Here is a 25,097-nt window from a genome sequence, read left to right on the forward strand (position 1 = left end):
TCTAGATTGATACGTCTAGACTTTTTTTATAGTAGAATGATAGAAAAAACAGGTGGTGTACATATTGAAAAATTTACTTCGGTTGTTTGTCATTTCATGTGTATTCATGCTTGCTTATACGCTTGACGTTGAAGCAGCAGTATTTGATGAAACGAAGACAACGACAGCAGCCCAATTTCAGTACGAGGATTATTACACGTTAATGCAAAGCTATACAGGTGATAGTGGTGTAACGATTGAAAGCTATAGCTCCAAATGGAAAACAGAAGAGCAGCTTATTGAAGTTGAACAGGAGCTATTGCGTAATAAGCACGGTGAGGAGCTTGAACTATTAGGGAAGGTTGTTCTTCTCCCTGACTATCCTGCCGGAGACGAAACACTAGGACAGTATTTTGCACTTTATGAATTACGTGGAACAAAGTGGTCTCTTTTACCAGACAGGAAGATTTATTTATATGGTGTCGATGATTTCGCGACAGTGCCAGAAATTGCTCAGACATTATCGCATGAATATGGCCATCACTTTACATTTTATCATTTAATAGAAGGTGAGAATCTAGAGCCTGATGAGTGGATGAAAAGTAATTACGCTGAAGTTCGAAGCCTTTCAACAAATCACAAAGCTCATAGTGACGGGTCAGGGGATTATGTATGGGGGCTAGCAGAAATTTTGGCGGAGGATTACGTACAGTTATTTGGTACAGAGCTAGCCATTATGGATCATGCTCAATTAAATGGCATCATTCAGACCCCATTCGATAATGTTAATATTCAGGAATATTGGCGTGAAGTGCTCAATTCAAGCGAGTATGAAGTAAGGGAGCCGATGGATTTATATCTTCTTGATTACGAGAAGAACATGCGGGATCGTTCCTATTATAATTTGCAGTTCCATACATCTTCAATAAGTAACAACCCAATCTTTTTAATTGGCCAAGACGGAGAAGGTATATATAAACCAATAACGATTGGTACAATTGAGACGAGTAGTCCATCAGCTAGTTGGTATAGTCCATCCGAGCTGCAAGCTAATCTTTCCTGGGTGTTTGATAGCTATACATTTAAGCGTGTTAAATTTATTACACGGCAGCATGAAGAGGTAGGATTTAACCGTGGCTCCGAGTCGTTAAGAATAACGTATAATAATATAGAAGAAAGTAAGATTACTAACGAGCAATTGAACCTTCAAAACAGCTTAACGTTTCTGGAAAAAAAGCAGCTATTATCAGAAATAGCCAATGAATATCGCATTCCAGCAGAAGTACTAAAAGCGATTGCATATGTTGAAACAGGCATGATGCAATTTGATGACGATGGGCACCCTATCATCTCAGAGAACGGCGGGCTTGGCATGATGCAAATAAGGCTGTCTGATGAGGAAATGAATGAACGAGGGATTGATCGTCATCAATTAGAGACCGACACACGTTATAATGTAGAGGTCGCAGCACAACTGTTAAATGAATACTGGGAATCAAGCAAACTACCGAAAATTAACGAGCATGACCGAAGCATTATTGAAGACTGGTATTTTACGATCATGGCATATGACGGATTAACTAAGCAAAATGACCCGCATATTGAACATGAACAAGCCCCTTATCAAGAGCGTGTCTTTGAGGCTATTCGTGAGCATAGTTTAGTCGATGTTCAACAAATACCACCTTTTGATGTTGTTTATGATGATACTAATGCACCAGAACAACTAAGTTTTCCAACGATGTCCTATCAATGGGACGGGTTAATGACGCAAACAGCTCAGCCCTTAAGCAATGGTGACCTTGTATATACGAACAATGCTCATGCATCCTATTCGGAGTTTAGCGATGAGCTCGATGGAGACACAGTGAAAAATGTCTTTGACTACACACCGCTTCAAATAATTGCAGGACCCTTTGAAAATAACGACCCTGCGATCCATTATGTATATTATGAAGTGCTAGGCAATGAGATGGGTGGCTATATCGCATCGGTGAATGTACACAAAGGTAATGTCACGATCTTTCCAGATATTGAGGATGATGACCTGGCAGCAGCGGTCTCGTATTTACATATGAATGAGGTCATCAATGGCTATGAAGATGGCACTTTCAAACCAAATCATACACTGCTTAGAAGACATGCAGCGGTAATCATAGTAAGAGCACTTGATTTGAAGCTTCCAGAAGGCTATGAAGTAAAAGCAACAGACATGAATATAGGTGATTTAGGCTATGAAGCAATGGCTATCGCTGAAGCAAATGGCTTAATGGGTGTAGGAGGAAAGTTGCGTCCGAATGAATATTTGACTAGATCACAAATCGTCTCTATTTTAGCCCGTGCCTACACAGATAAATATATTCCTGCTACAACAAACAAGATCTTTACAGATGTAGATGAAGCATATTGGAACTATGAAGATATTAACCTATTAGCAAATAACGGCATCATTCCTGAGCAGACCTTTCGACCGGCTGACGACATTACACGTGCTGAATTTGCACTATATGTTATGCGAACGATGCTTCTTGAATAGCATCAAATATAAAAGCGATACTCCCTCGGTGGAGTATCGCTTTTTAGCTTTTGAGAATTCTATAGGTAGCATTTCATTAATCATCATCGATATCTATGTATGACTTTATTAAACAACAATTATGTAATAGTTGAAAATTCTTAGTACAAGGCACGATAGAGAAATGCTGCAAATTGTGAACGGTTTATTTCCGCGTCTGGCTTGAATGACTGATCTTCATATCCTGTTGTAATGCCTGAAGCGGCGAGCTTTTGGATGGCATCGTATGCCCAGTGGGATGCATCAACGTCAGTAAACTCAATCGGTTCCTTCGCCTCTTCTAGTGAAAACAGCGTGGCAAACCATGTTGCAAGCTGTGCTCTCGTGAGACCTTTTTCTGGGTTGAAGTTTCCTTCATCACCACCGCTAATTCCTAGTTCCTGCAGTGCATTAATCGCACCTACAGCCCAATGATCACTTGATACATCCTTAAACGTTTCCGTTCGGTTAGACATATCTAAATTCATCGCTACGGCGAGTAATGCGGCTACATCAGCCTTTGTAATGATTGTTTCCGGATAAAAATAACTATCTTCATATCCAATGATCAATCGATCTGTAGCTAATGTTTCAATTTCATTATACGCCCAGTACGTCGTCGGGATATCATGGAATGAAGCTACTTGTAAGTCATAAGAAAGGTACCGTCTTGCACCTAAATAACGAGCTTTCCAATAATAAGGGTCATTTAAAGAGCTAATTGAGACCCCCTTACCATTTTGAGAATGAATAAATTGATCATCTCCAATATAAATACCTGAATGAGATACGCCACTACCGCTCGTGTTAAAAAAGACGAGATCGCCGATACGGAGATTAGCTCTATCTACTGTTACTCCACTATTGTATTGCTCACCAGTTGTTCTCGGTAAAGAGATTCCAGCTTGAGCTAGTACGGTACGTACATAACCTGAGCAATCAAAGCCACTCACAGTTGTGCCGCCGTATTTATATGGAACACCGATATACTTTTTCGCAGCAGGCATTAACACGTCATAATTTTGCGCTGCAGCATATGTACTTATCGTATTAGAAAAAAATACAATAAATAATGTAACTATTATGAAACTAAAACGTCTAATAATAAGAACCACCTCATCATTTGGAAAATTACGCATCGTTTGCTAAATTTCTACACATAATTTATTTTACCATATTAATCTATTGACTTAGTTTACAGTTTTGTAACAATTAAGTTTAAAATATAGTAATAACCCCCCTCCAAAATACATATACTGAAATGTTCATATCTAGCATCCATTAATAGTAGAAACGATGCACCATTTATTTGTAAGACGAACCACATCTTAGGTATAGACTTATAAATAAACTTTGGCAAATTTTAAAAAAAGCAATTAAACTCTTGCATAAACTGACATTTCTTGTAGAATAGTAGTTGTAAGACTAGTATTTGTTTATGGAAATAAATTGTTAACAGGAATTCGTTGACATTTGTTCCTGAAATAATTATACTAGTACTTGTTTATAATTGGGTTTAAGAGATTTATAGCTTACTAACATGGCTTATTAAGTACATATTCTCTTAAATTGAATTACCTTAAATTTAGAATTACAAGTAGCAAAAGGGAGGAAATTATCTAATGGCTTACCAACCAAAGTCTTATCGTAAATTTTTAGCTGGATCGGTATCAGCTGCTTTAGTAGCAACTGCAATCGGACCAGTTGCAGCAAGCGCTGAAAGTGCTAGCTTCTCTGATGTGTCAGCTGACCATTGGGCTCATATGTACATTACTGAACTAGCAAATGAAGGAATTATCAACGGGTTCCCAGACGGAACATTCGGACCTCAAGTTGAATTAACTCGCGGTCAAGCTGCGAAATTATTCCAACGTGCTCTTAACTTAGAAGTTCCTGAAGATTTAACTTCTTTTGATGATGTAGCAGAATCAACTGATGAAGAGCTTAAAGAAGCTGCTGCTGCAGTAAAAGCTGCTGGAATCTTCAAAGGTAGCAACGGTGTATTCGGAGCAAGCGATACGTTAACTCGTGCTCAAATGGCTTCAGTTCTTGTTCGTGCATTCGGCTTAGAAGCAAATGACGAGGTTGAAGTTACTTTAACTGACTTAGACTTAATTGATGAGTCTCACAGAGAGAACGTTGCAATCTTATTCCAAAACGGTGTTACAACTGGTAAAGAAGACGGTACTTATGATGGAAGCGGAAGTGTACCACGTGCAAACTTCGCAGCATTCTTATACCGTTCATTAAATATGGAAGCATCAGCAATTGCTGAAGTAACTGTTGTAGATAGCACGACTATCGACGTAGTATTCAACAGCGTACTTGAAGAAGTAAATGTTGAAGACTTCACTTTTGACAACGACCTTGAAGTATTAGAAGCTGAAATTCTTGTTGAAGAAGAAGCTGGTGAAGAGGAAGTTGAAGCAGCTGCTGAAGGTATGACTACAGTACGTCTTACAACTTCTGTACAAGAAGCTGGTGTTGAATACACTTTATCTTATATGGGTGAAGCTGTTGATACATTAGAAGGATTTACTCCAGTTGATCCTGAGGTTGTTGGTGCTAGTGCACTTAACCTTAAGCAAGTTGAAGTTGTATTCAATTCAGCTGACTTATTAGTAGCTGACGAAGTTGAAGATGTAGACAACTACACATTCCTTGATGCTAGCGATGATGAAGTTGAAGTGCAAAGTGTTGCTTTAGACGGAAACGTTGCTGTAGTAACATTTGAAGACAATGTACCAAACCAAGCGAAATTATCATTAGAAATTGATGATAATGTAACAGGCGAAGAGTATACTCAAGAAGAAATTTACTTCTTTGACACAGTTATTCCTGAAGCTGTTGGCGCTGAAGTTGTTGGAAGTAAAGCTATTAAGGTTATGTTCAGTGAACCAATTAACCAAGCTGAAACTACTGATGTGAGAGATGCATTCTCTTTAGATGATGGTTCTCAATTTGTTAAGAGTGTTGAATTTAACGAAACAGAAACAGAAGCTATCGTTTCTTTCTACTCTGACTTAGAAGAGGGTACAGCAACTCTAAACGTGACGAATGATCTTGAAGATTACGCTGGATATAGTGTAGTACCATCTGCAATTGAACTTGAAGTTGTAGAAGATACTGAAGCTCCAACAATTGTTGAAGTGAAAAATGTATCACCACGTAAAGCGACATTAGTATTCAATGAAGTAATTGAATTCACTAATGGTACGAATGAGTTAACTGGTACAGAACTTGAAGCTATTTATCACACGAATACTTCTAACCATGCTTTAACAGCTGAAATTAAAAATGGTAATGAAATTCATGTAACTTTCGCTGAAGATGATTCACTTCCAAACGGAATTGCATACTTATATGTAGATGGTGAAACTGTTCGTGATTTATGGAATAACGAAAACGAACAAACTTTAAGAATTACTGCAGATGTTGAAGTTGATGAAACTGCTCCAACTGTAGATAAAATTGAAGCAATTTCTCAATCTTCATTAAAAGTAACTTTCAGTGAAACTCTTAATGATACTGCTGAAGTTAAAGGTAACTACACACTTCTTAATGAAGATGGAGACGAAGAAGATATTATTGACGATGTAGATTTCGCTGAAGATGAAGATGGTAATGACGTTACTAATGTAGTGATCATCAACTTAGATGATCCAATCTATGGCGACTACACATTAGTAGTTGATGATGTTGAGGACGAAGCTGGAAATGCTATTGATTCATCTGAAACTACATTTACTGTAGAAGATGAAACTCCACCAGAATTTACTAACTTTGAAGCAACGTTATACGATGACGGTGACGATGTAGAAACTTTAGTAATTGACTTTGGTGAAGGAATGGCTACTGAAGGTAATTACTCAGTGTTAGATTTATCTAAATACCAATTTAATGGTGCTTCTTTAGATAAAGACGGAGTAAAAATTACTGCATTTGATAAAGATTCTAAAGTTAAAATTGAAGTGAAAAAATCTAAAGCAGAAATTGATTTCGATACAGATTCAGTAGATGCAGCAGGTGATTTCACAAGCTGGTCACTTGAAATTGCAAGAGTAGCAGACGCTGCAGGTAACAAAACAGCAGCTTTATCAGGTGATGTTGGTATTGCTGGAGCTGGATCAGTTGGCGTTTATGACTACAAAGCTACTGCAACAAATGAATTAGTTCTTACTCTTGATGATCTAGTAAGTGACTTTGATGCTGATGATTTCGAACTATATCAAGGTGCTACTCAACTAACAGAAAATGAAGTAATTGGTGCTTCTATCGATAACTCAGGAAGTAGATCAGTTATTACATTCAAACTTGCTGATGGTACGTTAAATACTAATGGTACTTATAATGGTTCTGACGAGTTGATTGAAGTTAGAACAATTGCTGACGCTACATTAATTGATACAGAAAATGGCTTTGGCGAGAAAGTTGAAATTGTAGATGCTGACGAAGAAAAAGCGAGCGATGCTATTGTTGCTGTTGTTGAGAAAACTCCTACTGATAAGGATGATGTAACAGTAACTTTCACTGATCTAGATGGTGATGGCGAAATTGATGAAGACGAGCAAGCAACATTTAAACTAAATTACTCTGAAGACCTTGATCCAGCCAGCATATCAAAACTTACTTATGCTGTTGAAGGATTTACAGTAGATACTGTTGCTTTAGATGCTGGTGACGCTTCTGTAGTTGTTATTACAGCTGATGCTAATGATGATAACACAGAATATGATGTTGATATAACTCAAGCTCTTGACATCGCTGATGCTAACGATGTTGTTGTAGAATCAGGTACTGAATATACTGTTTCTTCAATAGTTGTAGATCCTATTGCAGATCTTATGGTGCAAATAGGTAACTTAGATGCTGCATCTACTCAAGATGAGCTTGAAGATGCTAGAGCAAAATTTGAAGCTTTAGATCCAGCTGATCAAGGATCTGTGACAAACGAAGGTGATTTACAAGCATTAGAACAAGCTTTAGTTGATGGTGTAGCTGCAGCAATTTTAGCTCATGCTACAACACCAAATGCAGTTGCGGGAACAATTGAATTACCAGCAGTTGCTAATGGATTCACAATTGCTGTGGATTCAACTACTGCAGCTCTAGTTTATAGCGCTACTGGTGAGTTATTAGCAGATGGAAATTCAGATGTAGTATTTACAGTAACTCATACTGCTTCAGGTAAAGATGCAAATACTGGTACAATTACAGTTGCAGTAGACGTTCAGTAATAAATAAACTATTATAATTAAATTTTTATGGGAATAGAACTTTGTTCTATTCCTTTTCTTATACCTAAATAGAGTAACTAGGAAACCCAAAGCATATAACGAGGTAAAAAAACTTAGATATTTTGCTTGGAGAACTAACAAATCAACTTTTGAAATTTAATTTAAAAAGTTTGCTTAAGTGAACTTATTTTATGTTCTACATGGAGAGATTGCAGTTCATCAACTACTTTTACTATAGCTGTAATATAGGTTTAATAAGGGTGGAAATTCTAGGGATTGATGAGAGACAATTATATGTGACAAAACATAGAGAATTCTAAATAAAAACCATAATGCTTTCTAAGAGAAGCTATGAATGTCAATAGGGGTCTATGAAATTGCTAATAGGTATTAAAATAGGAATGTAAAAAATATGACAATCTATTATTCAAGTAGTTTATGGTGAAAGGAAATATAGAAAATATTATTATTGAATCTAAAAAAACACACCCTTTTTCGAGATGCCACACGCTCTCTTTTAGGGTGTATTTTTATTTAAATAAAAGCTGTTATATAATCCTTTACGTGCTTAAGAAATTAAACCTAAATTCTTTTCACTTTTTTCATCAACAATAGAAACTTCTATATCACTAATAGCGTTGTTATTAAGATCAGTAATAGGGGCAAGTTGTTCAACGAATTCACCAATAAGGTCTTCGACTTCATCTCCATCTAGGTTGACAATAAGGTAAACAATGTTTTGATCAACGGCTGTAGTTTCTACTTCATATTTTCCACCACCAACTTCAAAGGAAAGTCGAGATAATGTATTGTCATCAATTTCCTCTGAAAAGGTTAGACTAATGACGGCTTTTTCATCATCGCCTTTCAAGGAATGTACGAATACTTTTTCATCAGTATTATCGTCATCTTTTTCAATCTCAGGTGAAATTTTATCTAGTACGATAATATTATCGACATCCAATGTTTGGCCAAATCGATTTTTTGTATTCGTATCATCAGACGAGGTAATATAAATATTGTCTCCTCGGAAAGTTGCATCATGATCTAACGTATTTGCTATTGTAATTGTTATGGTAGTTTCATTGTCATTAGAGTCTAGGTCAAAGTCTTTAATTGTTAATACTTCATTTGAGTCGAGCTCTTCGTTGTTATTTTTATCAGTAAATACTATGAGATCATTGGGATCAAAATCATAAATAAGCGCCGAAAATGATAGTGATATTTCTTCAGTTGTTAAGGCTATTACATCATTATGTGAAATTGAAAAATTAGATTCGGAACTAAGTTTTATGATATTTAATAAACTTGGAGTTCGATTATCATTTTTGTCAGCAACTCTGCCAATAGCCAATGTTATGTCATCTAAATCATTATCTTCGATTGCCTCTTTAACATCGTTATAGAAGCTATCATATTTCTCTGCTTTAGTCCCAGTTTTTCTAATAACGATTTCGGCCTTCTCTCCTGCATCATATGGATTGATATCTACGTTTAAGTATTTATCATCATCTAATTCTTCAAGTAGTACTGTTTTATCATCTATAGAAAGCTCATATTTGCTTAAATCAATTATGGAATACTGACCACTTGTCATCATTTCTTCTGTAAAGTCCACAATGAAATAAAGCTCATCATCATTAACAAATGCATTTGCAGTAAAATCTTGTGGTGGAGTTTCGCTTCCAGCTAAGAAAGAATACATATTTTCATCTAAATCATTTCCAAATAAATCTTGAATGTCAAAAGCTTTTAATGTATATTCACTTTTTGAGAAATCGCCATAACGTGTATTTAGCGTTACAACAAATACTTGATCAGTATATGATTCTTTATCTTTTTCGATTTTTTTTATGGATATGTCATCACCAGCATCATCATATAACATGAAGTTTTCATCCTCTAAAGCTGAGTCAGTTTGTATCGGCTCAGAGAATGTAACAAGTAGTTGGACATAGCTACTTTTCGCATCATCTTCACTAATCATCTCTACTGCTTCAATAATTGGAGGTGTTTCGTCATCTTTTAAATATATCATTTCTGATATACTCGGATTTGTATTACCCCATAGATCGGCAACTGCAGATGAATCTATGAATATTTCTGTTTGATCTTCAATTAACGGTTCCTGGTCAAAAATGACAACGATTTCTCGAGCACTCTTTTGATATACATTTTTTGCGTCAATTGATCGGCTAGAATGATGGAAGCGCTCTTCGATGTCGTTATCGTCATCAAGTTCAATATCCTTATTAAATACGAGTGTATATTGGTTAGGGTAAATATTTGTGACTTTTTCTAGCTCCGGCTTAGTTTCGTCATATTCAACATGAAACGGAATTGATGATTCTTTGATTTTAAAATTAGCATAATCTCGAATAGTGCTATCAAGAACGAGTGTATGTTCTCCTTCTTCAATGTTAGAATATAGCTCTATATTAACTCCATTACCATTCTCAATAACGGTTATTGATCGAATCGAATATTCGTCATCATCAATCTCAAACGCTGACTTTATGTCTCTATTAGTAATATCTTCGCCGTGGATCGCATCAAAATCCATCGCTTCTGAAAAACTCACTTTTATATTTTTTGTACTAATCGCTACAACATCAACGACCTCTGGAATCGTTGTATCTAGAAAGTTTACAGTTTGTGCATGTTCTTCGCCAGTAATTATCTCGTCAATTGTGACGAGGGCACTTGAATTGTTTTGTTGTATTTTATCAAGTGTAATAAAAATTTTGTTGCCACTCGTACGAATTTGAGCAATATTAAGTTCGTCATCTTGGTTGTCAAGTATTGAATAATATTGTTCATTTTCCAAAACCGCATTGTTAAACCTTTCATGGTTTAATTCAATTTCAATTTGACGTAAATTTGGAGAAGTTATTTTTCTAATTTCTAATGGAACGTCTTCAATTTTTACGTATGAATATACCTTCTTCGCACTTCCAGGTATTGCACCTACTAGTTCATAAATACCTGGAACTGAAAAATCAAATTCCTCATCATTCCAGTCTACTGTTACTTCACCATTTCTTCCATCGTTGTAGGTTACTTCCACAGTCTCTGGTAATATTACTTCTTCACTTATATCGAAAGTCATGTCAGGAACGCGTTCAACAGATTGTATTTGGTAGATAGACCGATACATAAATGCCGCAAATTGTCCTCGCTTTACCGCTTCCTTAGGGGCATATGACCCATCATTTTTTCCTGTCGTAATGCCATTTTGAAACAGTACCTTTACAGCATTTACGTACTCTGATTCAATTGTATGCAAGTCTGTTAACGTTACTTCAACATCATTATTTTCTTGTAAATCAAATGCCTTCACGAGCCACATAGCCATGACATCTCTCGTAAGGGGTGCACCTGCATTAAATACGTTTTCACCATTTTCCTTTAAGAGGTCAGCACTCTTCATGGCTGCGATGTAATCTGCAAATTCTGAGCCTGGAAGTATATCAGTATACTCTTCAATTAACTCATCGACATTATCTGGAATATCAAGCTGAAGAGCGCGGGTAAAAAGCTTTGCTGCTTGTCCTCTTGATAGCGATTGATACGGTTTAAACGTACCGTCGGGGTAGCCGGTAATAATGCCTTTTTCAACAAATGTTTTTACCTCTGTATAGAATGTTTCGCCCTCTTTTAAATCTGTAAATGAAATCTCTGCATGTATTGAAGATGGAACAGCTATACTTGTAACGAGAGCAGCTGATAGAGTTGATGCTACAAATTTTTTATAACTCAAATGGAAATACCTCCTTAATTTTCGCTAAAAACTAGTAATTACCAATTTAAGAATACTATAAATCTAGTCATATTTAAAGCAATCTAGTAAGCTATTAGACATAATTCTCGTGAGTACTGTCGACCCATGTACTAAAGAAATGGAACGACATTTTATAATCATTATTGGAATATATGATTAATTGTAAATTACAAGAAGTCTACAACTTGAGGGATTTGCATGTAGTTTAGGTCATGTTGATTTTAGTAGTAGTTCATTAAATTCACTCTGAAGTCAAAATTCCAGTTAAGAAGCATCCTCATGATTGATGATAGGCTCTTTTTGTATACTTTGTTGCCATTTTTACAAAAGAGATTTATGAAATTTCAATCATTTAGAAAAGATGACGGAGCTTATCTCTTAGAACGAAAAGCAACAATTAATGCGAAACATCCTTATTAAATGACATCATTGTATATATTGGATATAAAATAGGTAAAATATGAAAATGTTATTGTTCAGTAATCTCATGGTGAAAAAGTACAAAATGGTTTGGAGGAAGGAAGCATGGTCATAAAAAAAATGATGGCATATTTTATGTTGTCTGTAGCACTAATAGGGTGTACGAATGATGAAGGTGAAAAAAATGAAACTGAGCAAAATGCACAACAGGGAGGTGCGCATGCCAATCAAAATGAAGATTTGACTAAACAGTTAGAGGATGAAGAAGGGGTAATAAGTGGACAAGTGTACGTCAATGACGACACTGCTGTTGGGACGCTTGTCTTAGAAGATAACGTAAGTGATCAGGATGCAAAAGAAATAGCAAAAAAATATGCCGATAAATTGAAAAACGAGTACACCAATATGACGATTAATGTACAAGCAGTCAGAGGTGGTGAAAATGTCGAAAATATCTTGATAGAGCCTGAATAAAACCATTGTTCAGTTAGCCACTTTTAGCATGCCGTAAGTGAGTTAATGTGTATAGCAAGATACTACTTCAGATTAGAGTAACGTGAGTGGTTTAAGTTATTTAATCAACATATTGAATGAATGTGGCATATATCTTGGGAGCTGGCCCAAGACATATGATATAAGGAGAAAATGTTTTTTGTATTTTTATTGATACCTATTTTACCCTTGCAATGTTAGTACGATTGATTTGAATAGTTCTGAAACCCAGCTTGTTTCAGAACTAGACGATTAAAAAATTCTTCAATACTTATAACATTATTATGAAAATTAATAAATTATTACCAATATTATACTATTGACTTCCTAATACCTCTGCAAAACTACCTCCAAAAATAATCAATGGCTGTCATTTTCCTACCTATATGATTCTACCTTCTTATTTACTACAATTGTGATTTCTTCTTCTAAGAATATAAAATCCATGTCCTTTTATTTAGTATTTCAAAAAAGCATTATTAATCTCTTGAGAATGAATTTGTGAATGTGATTATGTTTATGTCGTCATTATCATCGTATGATATGGTCAAGTTTAGACAATTTCTATAATTTTTTTCGATATTGTATAAATATAGAAGGATTTGTATTGTAAAAAAATAAATTGTTGAATAATGACAATTTTCAGAGAATTTATTGATTATTATAAAATTTTCCACTAAAATTAAATCGCTTTAACAAATTTTTCTATTAGGGAGGGAATAATGTTTTTTTAAAAGATTAAGAGAGAGGGGTAATAGTTGAATGGTTCGTAAAAGTGTTAATCAAGTAAAGAAAAGTGTTATTTTCATGTTGATTCTATTGCTAGCAATCTCGCAGCCTGGTTTCGGGAAAACAACTTTTGCTACAACTGAATCTTCAAATCTACTAGATCTTACTTCACAAGTTAAGGGAAATAAAGTTGATATTCAAGCGAACTCTGGATTTGAAGATGAGGATGAAGTTCGAGTGATTGTTGAACTAGAGGGAGATCCTGCAATAATATTCGCACAAAATAAAGGTATAAGATATAAGGATCTAACTCAAACGAAGAAGGTAGAGCTTAATGAGGACATTGCTGAAGAACAAACAGACCTTTTATCACAATTACAAAAGAAAAGAATTGAGCTGGATGTTGAGAATCAATTTTCCGTTGTTGTTAATGGGATAAGTGGAAAGATGAAATTTGGTGATATTGAAGATTTAGAAAGCTTATCTAGCGTAGCTAGTGTACATATCGCGACTAAATATGAGCGTCCCGAGCCTGAAATGAATAGTAGCGGTGATATCGTACAAGCTGCAAAAGTATGGGAGTCTGTACATGGTTATAAAGGTGAGGGCATGGTTGTAGGTATTATCGATTCTGGTATCGACCCGTGGCACAGAGACATGATTTTAACTGATGATAGTACTGGGGAAATCACTGAAGCAGAAGTAGAGGAACTGAGAAGTGGTGAGAAGCAATTACCTGGTAAATACTTCACAGCAAAAGTGCCTTATGGTTATAACTATATTGATAAAAATGATGAAATCCGTGACTTAGGACCGGGCACGACAATGCATGGTATGCATGTGGCGGGTACAGTAGGTGCAAATGGTGATGAAGCTAATGGTGGTATTAAAGGAATAGCTCCTGAAGCACAATTATTAGCATTAAAAGTATTTGGTAATGACGTAGAGATGGAATCAACGTATGGTGATATTTATATTAAAGCTATTGATGATGCTATCGCTTTAGGTGCAGATGTATTAAATATGAGTTTAGGTGCTACAGCTGGATTTGTTGATTCAACTTCGCCTGAACAACAAGCAATTAAACGAGCTGTGGACAACGGTGTAATGATGTCGATATCAGGAGGAAACTCAGCTTATTTGGGCGTAGGATGGGATTATCCACCATATGCTTCTAACCCAGATATCGGTGTAGTAGGATCTCCTGGTTTATCTTATGAATCACTCCAGGTTGCATCCCTTGAAAATTCTCATATAAAGCTTGGTGAAATTGCTGTAACAGTAGGGGATGAAGAGCTATCTATCGGATATCAAGCACAGGATACACCACCATTTGGTAACTCCGAAATAGAAGCGGTTTATGTTGAAGATGGACAAAAAGATAAATATGAAGGTAAAGATGTTACTGGTAAAGTGGTTTTTGTAGTAAGAACTGGAGACTTCTTCTATGCACAAATTCAAGCTCAAGCAGAAGCAGCTGGGGCTGCTGGAGTAATTGTTCGTGGTAAGGAAGCTCATGGTGACTATGTTAACATGTCACTTGAAAATCCAACAATTCCAATGGCTTCTTTAAGTATTGCTGATGGAAATATGTTGGAAGAGAAAATATTAAATGCTGGTGGGTCAATGCTAGTTACTTTTACTGGTGAGCTTGTAGATGTACCAAATACACAAGCTGGTTACATGTCAGACTTTTCTTCTTGGGGTTTGACACCTAACTTGGACTTTAAACCAGAAATTACAGCTCCAGGTGGCATGATCTACTCTACTTTGAATGCTGACGAGTATGGTGTGAAGAGTGGTACCTCAATGGCAGCTCCACATGTTTCTGGAGGATCGGCTCTTGTTCTGCAACGTGTTGAAGAAGAATTTGATCTAGAAAACGCTGATAAAGTCAACATGGCAAAAAATATTCTCATGAATACTGCTACACCAGTCGAAGATCCTGAGGGCTCTACGGTCTATTCACCACGTCGTCAAGGTGCTGGGTTAATGCAGCTTCTTAATGCCATGAATACTCCAGTAGTTGTTACAGAAAAAAATAGTAATGAAGCTAAAGTAGCTATGCAAGAAGTAGGCGATATGATTAAGTTTACATTAACGGCTACTAACTATAGCGATAGTGACGTGACATATGAAGTTACGGCAAATGCATTAACTGATTTAGTTCTTAGTGATGCTGAAGGACAGCAATATAATGTATTAACGGCACAAAATATTGATGATGCTCATATTACCATAAGTGAAGAGTCCGTTACAATTCCAGCTAACGATAGCGCGGACATTCACGTTACTATTGATGTATCCGAGGCTGACGCTTACTTGAGTGAGCTAATGGAAAATGGCTACTTTGTTGAAGGGTTTGTTACATTTACAAATAATCTTAATAACGAAGATGATCAATTATATCCTGAATTAACGGTTCCTTATGTCGGTTTCCATGGTGATTGGAATGCAGCTCCGATTGTCGATGGTACTATTTATGATGGTGAGGAAACATTTTATGACATCACTGGCTTATATGGGGGAGATGATTTCCTTGGGTTCGATTTTGCTACTAATTCGTATATGAAGGAAAAAATTGCCTTTTCACCTAACTCAGATGGTGTACATGATACTGTAACGCCAGTTGTATCTCTTTTAAGAAATACGAGTGTTATAGAATTTAGTGTTCTTAATGCTGAAATGGAGAAATTGAGAACAATAAGGACAGATAATAATTTTAGAAAGCACTACTATAATAATGGAAACGAACCATTCTTTATTTTCGATCCCACAACTAGCTGGGATGGATACGCTAACCTTGAGCGAGTTCCAGATGGTTTATACTATTATCAAATAAAAACTCAGATAGACTATGCTGGAGAAGAGGAACAACTCACTCAAATACCTATCTTTGTTGATACAATCTCACCTGAAATTACGAGTGTAGAATACGATGAGGAAACTTTGAATCTAGTAGTAGAAGGTGAAGATAGTGGAATTGGTATTCACTATTATGGTGTTATAGTAGACGGTGGAGAAGCAATTATCATTCCATATTCTGAGGACGGTATGGAATATGTGTTTGACACAGCTCCAGAAGAAGGAGCAACTATAGATGTAGTAGCAATAGATTATGCAGGAAATGCTGCTATTAAGACGCTCTTTGGTGCGGGAGACGAAACAGTCCCTGGAATTGTTGCAACATCACCTGGTTCTTACGTATATAATAATTTTTACACATCCTTAGATATGGTTGTATCAGGATATGTGACAGATGCTTCTGAAGTATTTGACTTAACTTTAACAGGAGATGCTGTTGTCGGATCACCAGTATCCATTCAATTGCAATGGAACGAAGAACAAAGCTACTATGATTTTAATACCCCAATCTCCTTTAAGGAAGATGGAATTCATGAAATCCGGATAGCGGGTGAAGATACTGCTGGAAATGAAATTGACTTTTTACGTGAGGTTCTAGTTGATACTTCAGCACCAATCATTGATGTTTCTGGCTTACCTGAGGATGGATATGTAGATTTGGAAGGAGCAGACCCTGTAGTGACAGTTTCTGTTACTGAAAATTTTGATCAGCTACGTTTTTACTTTAATGAAAGTGAAGAATTTTATGACCCGTTTGAAGAAACTTACATGCAACCTATAACTATGGTGGAGGATTATGAATTAAATTTAGTCGAAGGACATAATACATTTGCCTTTGAAGCGGTAGACGTTGCTGGAAATGTTACAACAAAAACTGTTTCAATTTATAAAGGTGAAAATCCACCTGATGCTCAAATCGAAGAATTATCAATTGATCCTAAGAACAATGTAAGTACACATCGTCCTGTAACAATAGCAGCAAGCTCCACAGAATCAATTAGTTGGGATGTAAAATTGATTGATCCTACTGGTGCAGAAATAGCGCTTCCTGCAGATGCTGGAACGACATATACAACTACCTTTGTCCCAGACGAGTTTACGGTTAACGGACTTTACGAAGTCGTTGTTACAGGTTCTATAAACGACCAACAGGTCAATGAAATTACAGATACCTTTGAAGTGTATAATTACCCGATTAAAATTAAATCGGTAGATGTCCTAAATGAAGCTGGAGAGGCAGCTACGACATTTACACAAAGTGGTAAAGTGAGAATTAAGGCAAATATTGAAAACTTAGGCCCTAATGCTGAGAGTCCGCTAGTGATTATTCAAGTGAAGGATGATCAAGATGTTGTTGTTGATCTTTCATTCTTCACGATCGATCAGTTAATCGATGGTGCTAGCAATGGATTTGGATCAGAATTACAGCTTAGTAACTTAGATAAAGGGACTTATTCAATCGATGTCTTTGTATGGGATGATTGGAATAGTCCATCTGCTCTATCTGAAGCAAGTAAAGGTATTGCAACATTCACTGTAGAATAATATTTTTGTAGAATGTTAGGGAGAAGGGGAGATTTTTTGCTGCCCTTTCTCTCATACTTTTTACTCAACAAAATGAGGAGTGAAAATGTTGAAGAAGATTCTTCTTAATATATTTGTTATTACATTGATGATTTTCGGGAGTGTCTTACCGGCTTTTGCTGAAGGTCCGAGCAACTTAAATGCTGAAGCTGGCAAAAAGGCTTATACACAAGAAGAAAATGTTGAAATAAGTGGAATGTTATTAAATAAAGGCCCTTCTCTAACGAATGAAGAAGAGCCACCAGGAGAAGAACCACCAGGAGAAGAACCACCAGGAGAAGAACCACCAGGAGATGAGCCGCCAGGAGAAGAACCGCCAGGAGAAGAACCACCAGGAGAAGAACCACCAGGAGAAGAACCACCAGGAGAAGAGCCACCAGGAGAAGAGCCGCCAGGAGAAGAACCACCAGGAGAAGAGCCTGTTGAAGAAGAACAAGAAATTACAGTTGAAACAGATGAATCAACTTATTTCATAGGTGATATGGTTGAAATATATGGTGTGGTAACAGTGGATGACGTACCGGTTCAAGCAGCAGAAGTAACGATAACGATTGAAGACAGCAATGAAGTATATAGTGAAGTGGCTTCAACAGATGATAATGGTCATTTCGCCTTTAGCTTCGATGCTACGGAATTGGGTGACCATGAAGTAACTGTGGAGATAGGAGAAGCTTTAGCAACAACAAGCTTTGAAGTCATAGAAGAAGAAATACCTGTCGAAGAAGTAGTCGTTGTATCAGTTGGAACTGACTCACATACATACCATCCAGGAGAAGCTGTTGTGATTTCTGGTACGGTTAGAAAAGATGGAGAGCCAGCTGTACAAATACCTGTTACGATTACTGTTAAGAAGAATGGAACAGTTATAGAATCATTAGGCCAAGAATTAACAAATGCTACAGGGACCTTCACTGATACATATAGACTTCAGGGTAATGCTGCAGAAGGTGAATATGAAGTAAGTGTTACTGCGGTTGATGTAACTGATACAGCTACCTTTGTTGTAGAAGAAGTGGATGAGGTTCCTTTAAAAGAAGTGACAGTATCAACAAATAAAACTAAGTATGATCAAGGTAGTAGTGTTTCTATTTTTGGAAAAGTAAAAAAAGATGGAAGTGCTGCGAAACAAATTACTGTAACGATTAAAGTGATGGATTCAACAGGGGCGATCATCTATACTGATCAGGCGAAAACGAATAATGAAGGAACATATAGCTCAACTTGGTCTTTAGGAGCTGATCAAACTTTAGGAACGTATAGTGTTGAAGTCACTTCAGTTGGGATAAAAGAAACGACCTCATTTATTGTTGAGAAAGGTGACCCTGAACCAACACCGGGATCTGGAAGTGGTGGCGGGATACCAAAACCAGGAGATCCTACGAAAGATGATGGAGAAAGTGAAGTGGTTGAAGGAGAGCTAAAGGTAGTCATAGAAGAATCAGATATTATTGATGATCTTAATGATGAGACGAAAAAAGACGTTGAAATTGACATTGAAGCTTCAGGTGCTGAAAATGCAACTACGGTAAGTGCTGAAATTAAGAAAACAATACTGAACGAAATTGTGAAAAATAGCAAATCATTAGTCATTAATACTGGCAAAACAACGATAAAGTTATCACCAGAAACGATTAAAGGGCTTACCGAAATCGCAGGTGAGGATGTTCTGTTCTCAGTCAAAATAGGACAGGCTGCTAATATTACAGCACCAGAGGTAGTAGAAGGACAAATCATTGTTTCAGATGTGTTTGATATTACTATTCATTCTGTCGTTAATGATAAGCAAATATCAATAACAGAATTTAACGAACCTATTGAGGTAAGCATACAGTTTGATCGATCACTTGTCGAAGATACAAGAAAAGTAGCGGGTTATTACTTAAATGAAAAAAATAATGAGTGGAAATATGTTGGTGGTAAAGTGAAAGATGATTTAGTCGTATTTTATACGATGCATCTTTCAAAGTATGCTGCGATAACAAATGATAAAACGTTTGCTGATATTGTAGGATGGGATTGGGCGAAAGATCAAATTGAGGTATTAGCTTCAAGAGCAATTATTAAAGGAAAATCTACAAATGAGTATGCCCCAGGAGATAATCTTACAAGAGCTCAATTTGCTGTATTAATTGTCCGAGCATTAAATATTCCTACGGAAGAGTATAAGGGAACTTTTTCAGATATTCCTGAAAGTTTAACGTGGAGTGCGCTTGAAATTGAAGCCGCGCAGCGAGCAGGAATTGTTACAGGTCGTGCTGATGGAACATACGGGCCAAATGAAAATATTACTCGTGAACAAATGGCTACAATGATTATTCGCGCAGTAAATTATAAGCAACCTGCTTTATTAGAAGGTGTATCAACTGAGCTAACTTTTACTGATGCTCATATGATTGAGGCATATGCAAAAGACTCCGTTGCCATTGCTGCAACACTAGGAATACTGAAAGGAAAAGAAGACGGAACATTCGCACCAAAGGATTCCGCAACAAGAGCTCAAGCTGCCGTGTTACTTTATAATCTACTAACGAAATTAGGAGAGTTTTAAAAAACTAATAAACAAGTTGTATTTAAGTGAGGGATAGCTCAAACCAAGAAGCTATTCCTCTTTTTGTGCTAATTGTTAGCATTATTTTTAATTATCTATCTATAAAAGTCTCAGCTGTTACGATTGTAATAAATGATGTTTCTGAATTTAGTATTAGGTATTTAGTTAGAACCATTCAACTAATTATCATAACGCTTATCAAATATATATGCTTGAGCTAACTACCTGGTATGTTCATTCAGCGTTTAATGATTTTATTTCTGCATATTAAGAGAAACTAAATGCTACTAATTTAGTAGAAAATCCCCATGTAATAACAAAAAATTTAGAAAAATCACAAAAACTCGACACTTAATTTATACATTTATGGTAAATTATACTTATGTTGGATGAAAGGAGGTTAATTATGAGTAGAATAACTGAAATGATTCTAGGGATTATTGGTGGTTTACTAGGATTTGGTGGTGCCTTTATTGCTTTATTTGTTGGAACAGTAGATGAAGTAGTTTCTGGATCTAGTGAAATAAGCAGTCTAGGTGCAAGTGCTTTCTTATTTAGTGCACTTGGAATAATAGGAGCCATCGTTGTGAAGTTTAAAGCCAAACTAGGCGGTTGGCTCATGTTACTTAGTGGTGTTGCAATTTTAATATCTATTAGTTTATTCGGCGTTGTTCCTGCCCTATTTCTAATTCCAGCAGGCTTGATGGGTATTTTGAGAAAATCAAAAACACAGAAGCTAGAAGCATAACGAGTTGAAGGTAAATAAAGTATAACTCATACTTATAATTAACTGAATAGTCTATTATTTCAGAATCCTGTGGAGAAACTCTACAGGTTTTTTTATTGTGTTCGACATATGAGAGGTTAGCAATGAATAGTTGCTTAGCAATTCATAAGGTTATAGGAAGTTTCTTAGCTAACGTTATAATACACATCGCTGTTCGCTGTATTTGTTTCTCAACAATATAGTGAGACTCTTTCATTTGCAACTGCTCGCCATTTGTAAAGGTAATAATTGACTGTATATTTGTATTTGTTGGGGCTTCATAAGGTTTGATAGATTTTATATGGTGATAGAAAATCCAGCTGTTTTCAAAGCGATGTGGGGACTGCGTAGGAAAAGCGAAGATATCATATTGGGGATGAATCGGTATGGGAACCTTCTGCTTTGAGCCAGTTAGATGTGTCATAGCTTTCCGCCTTCCATCATAGGTAGCTCCTCCTTCTAAGCAGGCAGCTTTGACGAGCTGTAACGGTGTTTTAGCAATAGCCAATTGCTGTTGTTGCTCGTAAACAATGGTGTCATAGTCACAATGAGTAGCGGGTAATAGCATCATTGTGCTTTGATTGATGTCATACTCTTGTAATATTTTTTTCATAGGAAATGACACTCCTTTATTGAGGGTAATAGCGGTAGGGGAAACGCGAGTCTAATCAAGCGGAGATAGAGACTTTTCTACTTATTATCGTTTAACGCTTTAAGTTCAGCTGTTACATGTTCAAAGAGGCGGTCAACACTCATGTCTAGGCCTTTATGAAGCTTATAAAGAGTAAACGTCGTCGGGATTTTTTCTCCACGTTCTATTTTTCCTAGATTTTTATCATCAAGATCTGTAATTTCTGCTAGATCCTCTAGCGTTAACTCCTTACTAAATCTTCTTAATCTCACATACTTACCTACAGCTTTTCCGAAATTCTCTCGTTCTTCCAAGTGCTTCGCTCCTTTTTTAAGACTATTATCAAATGGAAAAATGAGAGAGAACACGTCCTATAAGACTCTAAATGTAAATAACTAGGAAAAAAGAGAACTTTTTAATAAAGGTTGTTTTTCACAATGCTTGTTGTTTGTTGTATGAAGAAACATACACGTACAAAACTAGCTTTCACGGCATCTTTGCTTCTGTAAAACGATAAAAACCACTTCTTATAGTACCAATTTAGTAACAATAGCAACAAAGCTTACGAATAAAGCCTTTATATAGGCTGTTTTCGCAGTAATTGTTACATATCGCAATAAAAGCTAACCACGAATATAACTATTATTCTAAAGACTATGAAAGTCATATAAAACAAATCAGCTACTTACATGTAAGTGAAGAAGTTAACAAAGTTTACAAAAAGAGTCTTTAAAAAAATAGAAACGCTTCTTTCGTAAACATGCATCAAAATAACGTTTAAAGCCATTTTCAGCGTTTTAAAACCTGCCTGTGTACGAAAAATAACAAATAATTGAAAAAAACACTTGAAAGTGACGATTGTGTCACTTATAATAAATGACAAGATTGTCACTTAGTGACGATGATGTCACTTTATAATAAATATTTAGGGGGAATTAAACAATGGAAGCTACAAAGCAAAACAGTTTGTTAAAAAATAAGCAATACGTATATTTGATTGCGTCCCAGCTCGTATCAAGCTTTGGGGATTGGTTAGACATTCTTGCGTTAATGGCATTAGTCGGTTTGAAGTGGGAAGTATCACCATTACAAATGGCTGGTGTTATGCTCAGTATGGCGCTGCCGATGATCTTATTCGGTCCATTAGCTGGTGTGTTCGCAGATCGCTTTGACCGCAAGAAAATGATGATACTATCAGATATCGTTCGCTGTCTCGTAGTCATTGGTTTCGTCTTCGTAACAAGTCTTTGGCAAGTATATGTTTTATTATTTATTAAAGGGGCTTTCAGTAGTTTATTTGTACCAGCGAAAAACGGCAAGCTGAAGGAAATTGTAGATGATGAACAAATGCAGCAGGCGATGGGGATTAGTGGCATGATTGATAATGGGAGTAAAATTGTTGGACCGATGATCAGTGGTGTTCTCGTGTCAACGGCTGGTATCTACTGGGCATTTTATATTGATGCGGCAACATTTATTGTATCTGCACTATTACTTATCGGCATCAAAAGAAGTACTTACGAGAAGGTTGAAGCTAAGCCTGCTGAACAAAAGGTTGCTTTTTTAAGTCAACTGAAGGAAGGTTTCCAATTTCTAAAAGGTTTTCCGAGTTTGTTATTTGGCTTAATCGTGCTAAGCCTGTCACTATTCGTGCTACAAATTGCAGATTCGCAGCTCGTCATTTTATTTCGCGATATAGATGGCAATACGATTGATCTACTAGGCTATTGTATGGCTGCAAGTGGAGCGGGCATGTTCATCGTATCAGCAATCCTTACGCGGAAAAAGAAGTCGTTACCAATCAATTTTGCGATTGCAGTAGGTGCGACTATTCTGGGCTTATGCTTTGCGGTGCTTCCGTTACTCATTCATCTACCGGCATCAATGATTATGATTATCTTTCCAATCTTATTTTTTATTGCGGGTACATCAGCAGGAATCATTATCATTTCATTTAACGTTGGCGCTCAAAAAGCGACTCCTGTACAATTAAGTGGTAGAGTGTTCGGAACGATTAATAGTATGACGACGTTTGCAGCACTCATCGGTATGGCTATGGGTGGGCTGTTAGCTGAAGCATTTGGTGTAGTTAGTGCAATTCTTCTGTCAGGAAGCCTATTAACAGTTGTAGGAATCGCGACATTTATTATAACAAGATTTTTAGAAAGAAGGGATCGAGTTGCCAAAGGTCACGGACGATTACAAGGAGAAACGACGTCGTGAAATATTGGACGTAGCAGAAAAGGTATTTTGTGAAAAAGGATTTGGGTCAACGACGATGACTGATATCGTTAATGAGACGGAATTTAGTCGCGGCGGAGTATATAAATATTTTGCAAGCACTGATGAAATGTTTCAAGCCATTATGGACGATAGAGATAAAAAATTTAGCGCTTACTTTAATCAACTTGCAAGTGACTACGAAACGATATGGCAAGCCCTTTGCTATTATTTAGATGAGTTCGAGGGCAATTTAAAAAGTCTTAAAAGCGAATTCGGCATAGTTCAATCAGAGTATTTTATTATGAGCTCAAGATACAAGGAAAGAGGACCATTTTTACAGTTAAGAGTGGATAGAAATATGAAGGTCTTAGAAGACTTTTTACAAATTGGTGTCGACACAGGTGAGTTTAAGCCAATACAACCTTTAGAGGCTATTGTGCTCTTTCTTAGCAATATTACAGACGGCTTATACTTAAATACACATATGGTTGGCTACGAAAGAGCACATATTATTGAGCAATTTAAAGGCTTGAAAATGTACCTTACGCAAGCATTAGGGGTTCAGAACTAGCTACTCGGTTATGTTCTTGCTGCTAATAAAGAAATTCGTGAAGAAAATGATCTAAATGGATAAGCTAAGAGCAATGTGAATAGGCATCTGCTCTTTTTTGTGTGCTCTACTTGTTTATATATAAAATGTTCCATTTTAAAAGTCTGTAGGCTTTTTTGCGAACAGCAAATTGGATTTATGCAGCTGAAGTCTTTCCTTCTACTGAAGAAAAGATGCAACGATTAATAGATGTTTTTTTCTAAGTTCCAAAATCAGCCTTTATTTATGCTTGATGTCTAATTCATGTGACGACAAACTATAAACCTTTACTGATACTTGGCATAACAATGTTATTATTATTTGGCTGCAATAATAATATAGAGGATGGCATGAACGTAATCGCAAGTGAAAAGGTTTTACCAACAAATTTTTATGAAATAGCATTTGAGAGACAAGAAACACCTTACAGTGATTACTTAGTGAGCAAAGTCTTGAATGAATCAGCCTTTGAAGAAGCATGGGATTTATTCAACTATAAAGATGAAATCCCAATTGTAGACTTAACAAGAAGGCTGTTTTTTTATTGGAGTTGTTGAGTCTGGCACTTGTCCATACAACATAAAAAGTATGGAACAAAGAAATCGATCACAGAGTCTTTATCCTCAAGGTAGGGTCCTTGTACGAGTGATGCAACACCGAGAACATTTGTTATTGAAATTGATACAGAAATGGCAAAAG

At 36.3% G+C, this 25,097-nt stretch carries 13 protein-coding genes; 9 read left to right on the top strand and 4 right to left on the bottom strand.

Annotation, left to right across the window (positions count from 1 at the left end; genetic code table 11):
* The first annotated feature begins 64 nt into the window (after window positions 1-64).
* Window positions 65-2,515, top strand: a complete 2,451-nt coding sequence (locus tag SLH48_RS10020) for an S-layer homology domain-containing protein (RefSeq protein ID WP_320258028.1) — start codon at window positions 65-67, stop codon at window positions 2,513-2,515.
* Window positions 2,516-2,655: 140 nt separating this feature from the next.
* Here SLH48_RS10020 and SLH48_RS10025 read toward each other — a convergent pair whose 3' ends face one another.
* Window positions 2,656-3,672, bottom strand: a complete 1,017-nt coding sequence (locus SLH48_RS10025) for an S-layer homology domain-containing protein (protein ID WP_320258029.1) — start codon at window positions 3,670-3,672, stop codon at window positions 2,656-2,658.
* 483 nt (window positions 3,673-4,155) lie between these two features.
* Here SLH48_RS10025 and SLH48_RS10030 point away from each other — a divergent pair, with 483 nt between their 5' ends.
* Window positions 4,156-7,770: an S-layer homology domain-containing protein gene (locus SLH48_RS10030; RefSeq protein ID WP_320258030.1), complete on the top strand. Its 3,615-nt coding sequence runs from the start codon at window positions 4,156-4,158 to the stop codon at window positions 7,768-7,770.
* 568 nt (window positions 7,771-8,338) lie between these two features.
* Here SLH48_RS10030 and SLH48_RS10035 read toward each other — a convergent pair.
* A complete protein-coding gene (locus tag SLH48_RS10035) occupies window positions 8,339-11,530 on the bottom strand; it encodes an S-layer homology domain-containing protein (RefSeq protein WP_320258031.1) in 3,192 nt (1,063 codons plus the stop codon).
* A 546-nt stretch (window positions 11,531-12,076) separates the two neighbouring features.
* Here SLH48_RS10035 and SLH48_RS10040 point away from each other — a divergent pair.
* The 4 genes from SLH48_RS10040 to SLH48_RS10055 all read left to right on the top strand — a co-directional run bounded on the left by SLH48_RS10040 (window position 12,077) and on the right by SLH48_RS10055 (window position 20,937).
* Window positions 12,077-12,445 carry a hypothetical protein gene (locus tag SLH48_RS10040; RefSeq protein ID WP_320258032.1) on the top strand — a complete coding sequence of 123 codons (369 nt, stop codon included), beginning with the start codon at window positions 12,077-12,079 and terminating at the stop codon, window positions 12,443-12,445.
* Between the two features lie 780 nt (window positions 12,446-13,225).
* Window positions 13,226-17,602 (top strand): S8 family serine peptidase, encoded by a 4,377-nt coding sequence (locus SLH48_RS10045; RefSeq protein WP_320258033.1) that lies wholly within the window; start codon window positions 13,226-13,228, stop codon window positions 17,600-17,602.
* Between the two features lie 88 nt (window positions 17,603-17,690).
* Entirely contained in the window at window positions 17,691-20,189 is a 2,499-nt protein-coding gene (locus tag SLH48_RS10050; RefSeq protein WP_320258034.1) for an S-layer homology domain-containing protein, read from the top strand.
* A 406-nt stretch (window positions 20,190-20,595) separates the two neighbouring features.
* Window positions 20,596-20,937 (top strand): hypothetical protein, encoded by a 342-nt coding sequence (locus SLH48_RS10055; RefSeq protein WP_320258035.1) that lies wholly within the window; start codon window positions 20,596-20,598, stop codon window positions 20,935-20,937.
* Between the two features lie 142 nt (window positions 20,938-21,079).
* Here SLH48_RS10055 and SLH48_RS10060 read toward each other — a convergent pair whose 3' ends face one another.
* On the bottom strand, window positions 21,080-21,568 hold the full coding sequence (locus SLH48_RS10060; protein WP_320258036.1) for a competence protein ComK: 489 nt from the start codon (window positions 21,566-21,568) through the stop codon (window positions 21,080-21,082).
* 77 nt (window positions 21,569-21,645) lie between these two features.
* Window positions 21,646-21,900 carry a helix-turn-helix domain-containing protein gene (locus tag SLH48_RS10065; RefSeq protein WP_214480790.1) on the bottom strand — a complete coding sequence of 85 codons (255 nt, stop codon included), beginning with the start codon at window positions 21,898-21,900 and terminating at the stop codon, window positions 21,646-21,648.
* Between the two features lie 628 nt (window positions 21,901-22,528).
* Between SLH48_RS10065 and SLH48_RS10070 the strand changes: the two genes are divergently transcribed.
* From SLH48_RS10070 to SLH48_RS10080, 3 genes are all read left to right on the top strand, one after another.
* The gene (locus SLH48_RS10070) at window positions 22,529-23,809 is read left to right on the top strand and encodes an MFS transporter (RefSeq protein ID WP_320258037.1); all 1,281 of its coding nucleotides are present in this window, start codon (window positions 22,529-22,531) and stop codon (window positions 23,807-23,809) included.
* On the top strand, window positions 23,766-24,380 hold the full coding sequence (locus SLH48_RS10075) for a TetR family transcriptional regulator (RefSeq protein WP_320258038.1): 615 nt from the start codon (window positions 23,766-23,768) through the stop codon (window positions 24,378-24,380). Before SLH48_RS10070 ends, SLH48_RS10075 begins: the two co-directional genes overlap by 44 nt.
* Before the next feature lie 368 nt (window positions 24,381-24,748).
* On the top strand, window positions 24,749-24,955 hold the full coding sequence (locus tag SLH48_RS10080; protein ID WP_320258039.1) for a hypothetical protein: 207 nt from the start codon (window positions 24,749-24,751) through the stop codon (window positions 24,953-24,955).
* Window positions 24,956-25,097: the final 142 nt, after the last annotated feature.

Origin of the sequence: Cytobacillus sp. IB215316 (assembly GCF_033963865.1) — a bacterium.
Taxonomy (GTDB): domain Bacteria; phylum Bacillota; class Bacilli; order Bacillales; family SM2101; genus Nanhaiella; species Nanhaiella sioensis.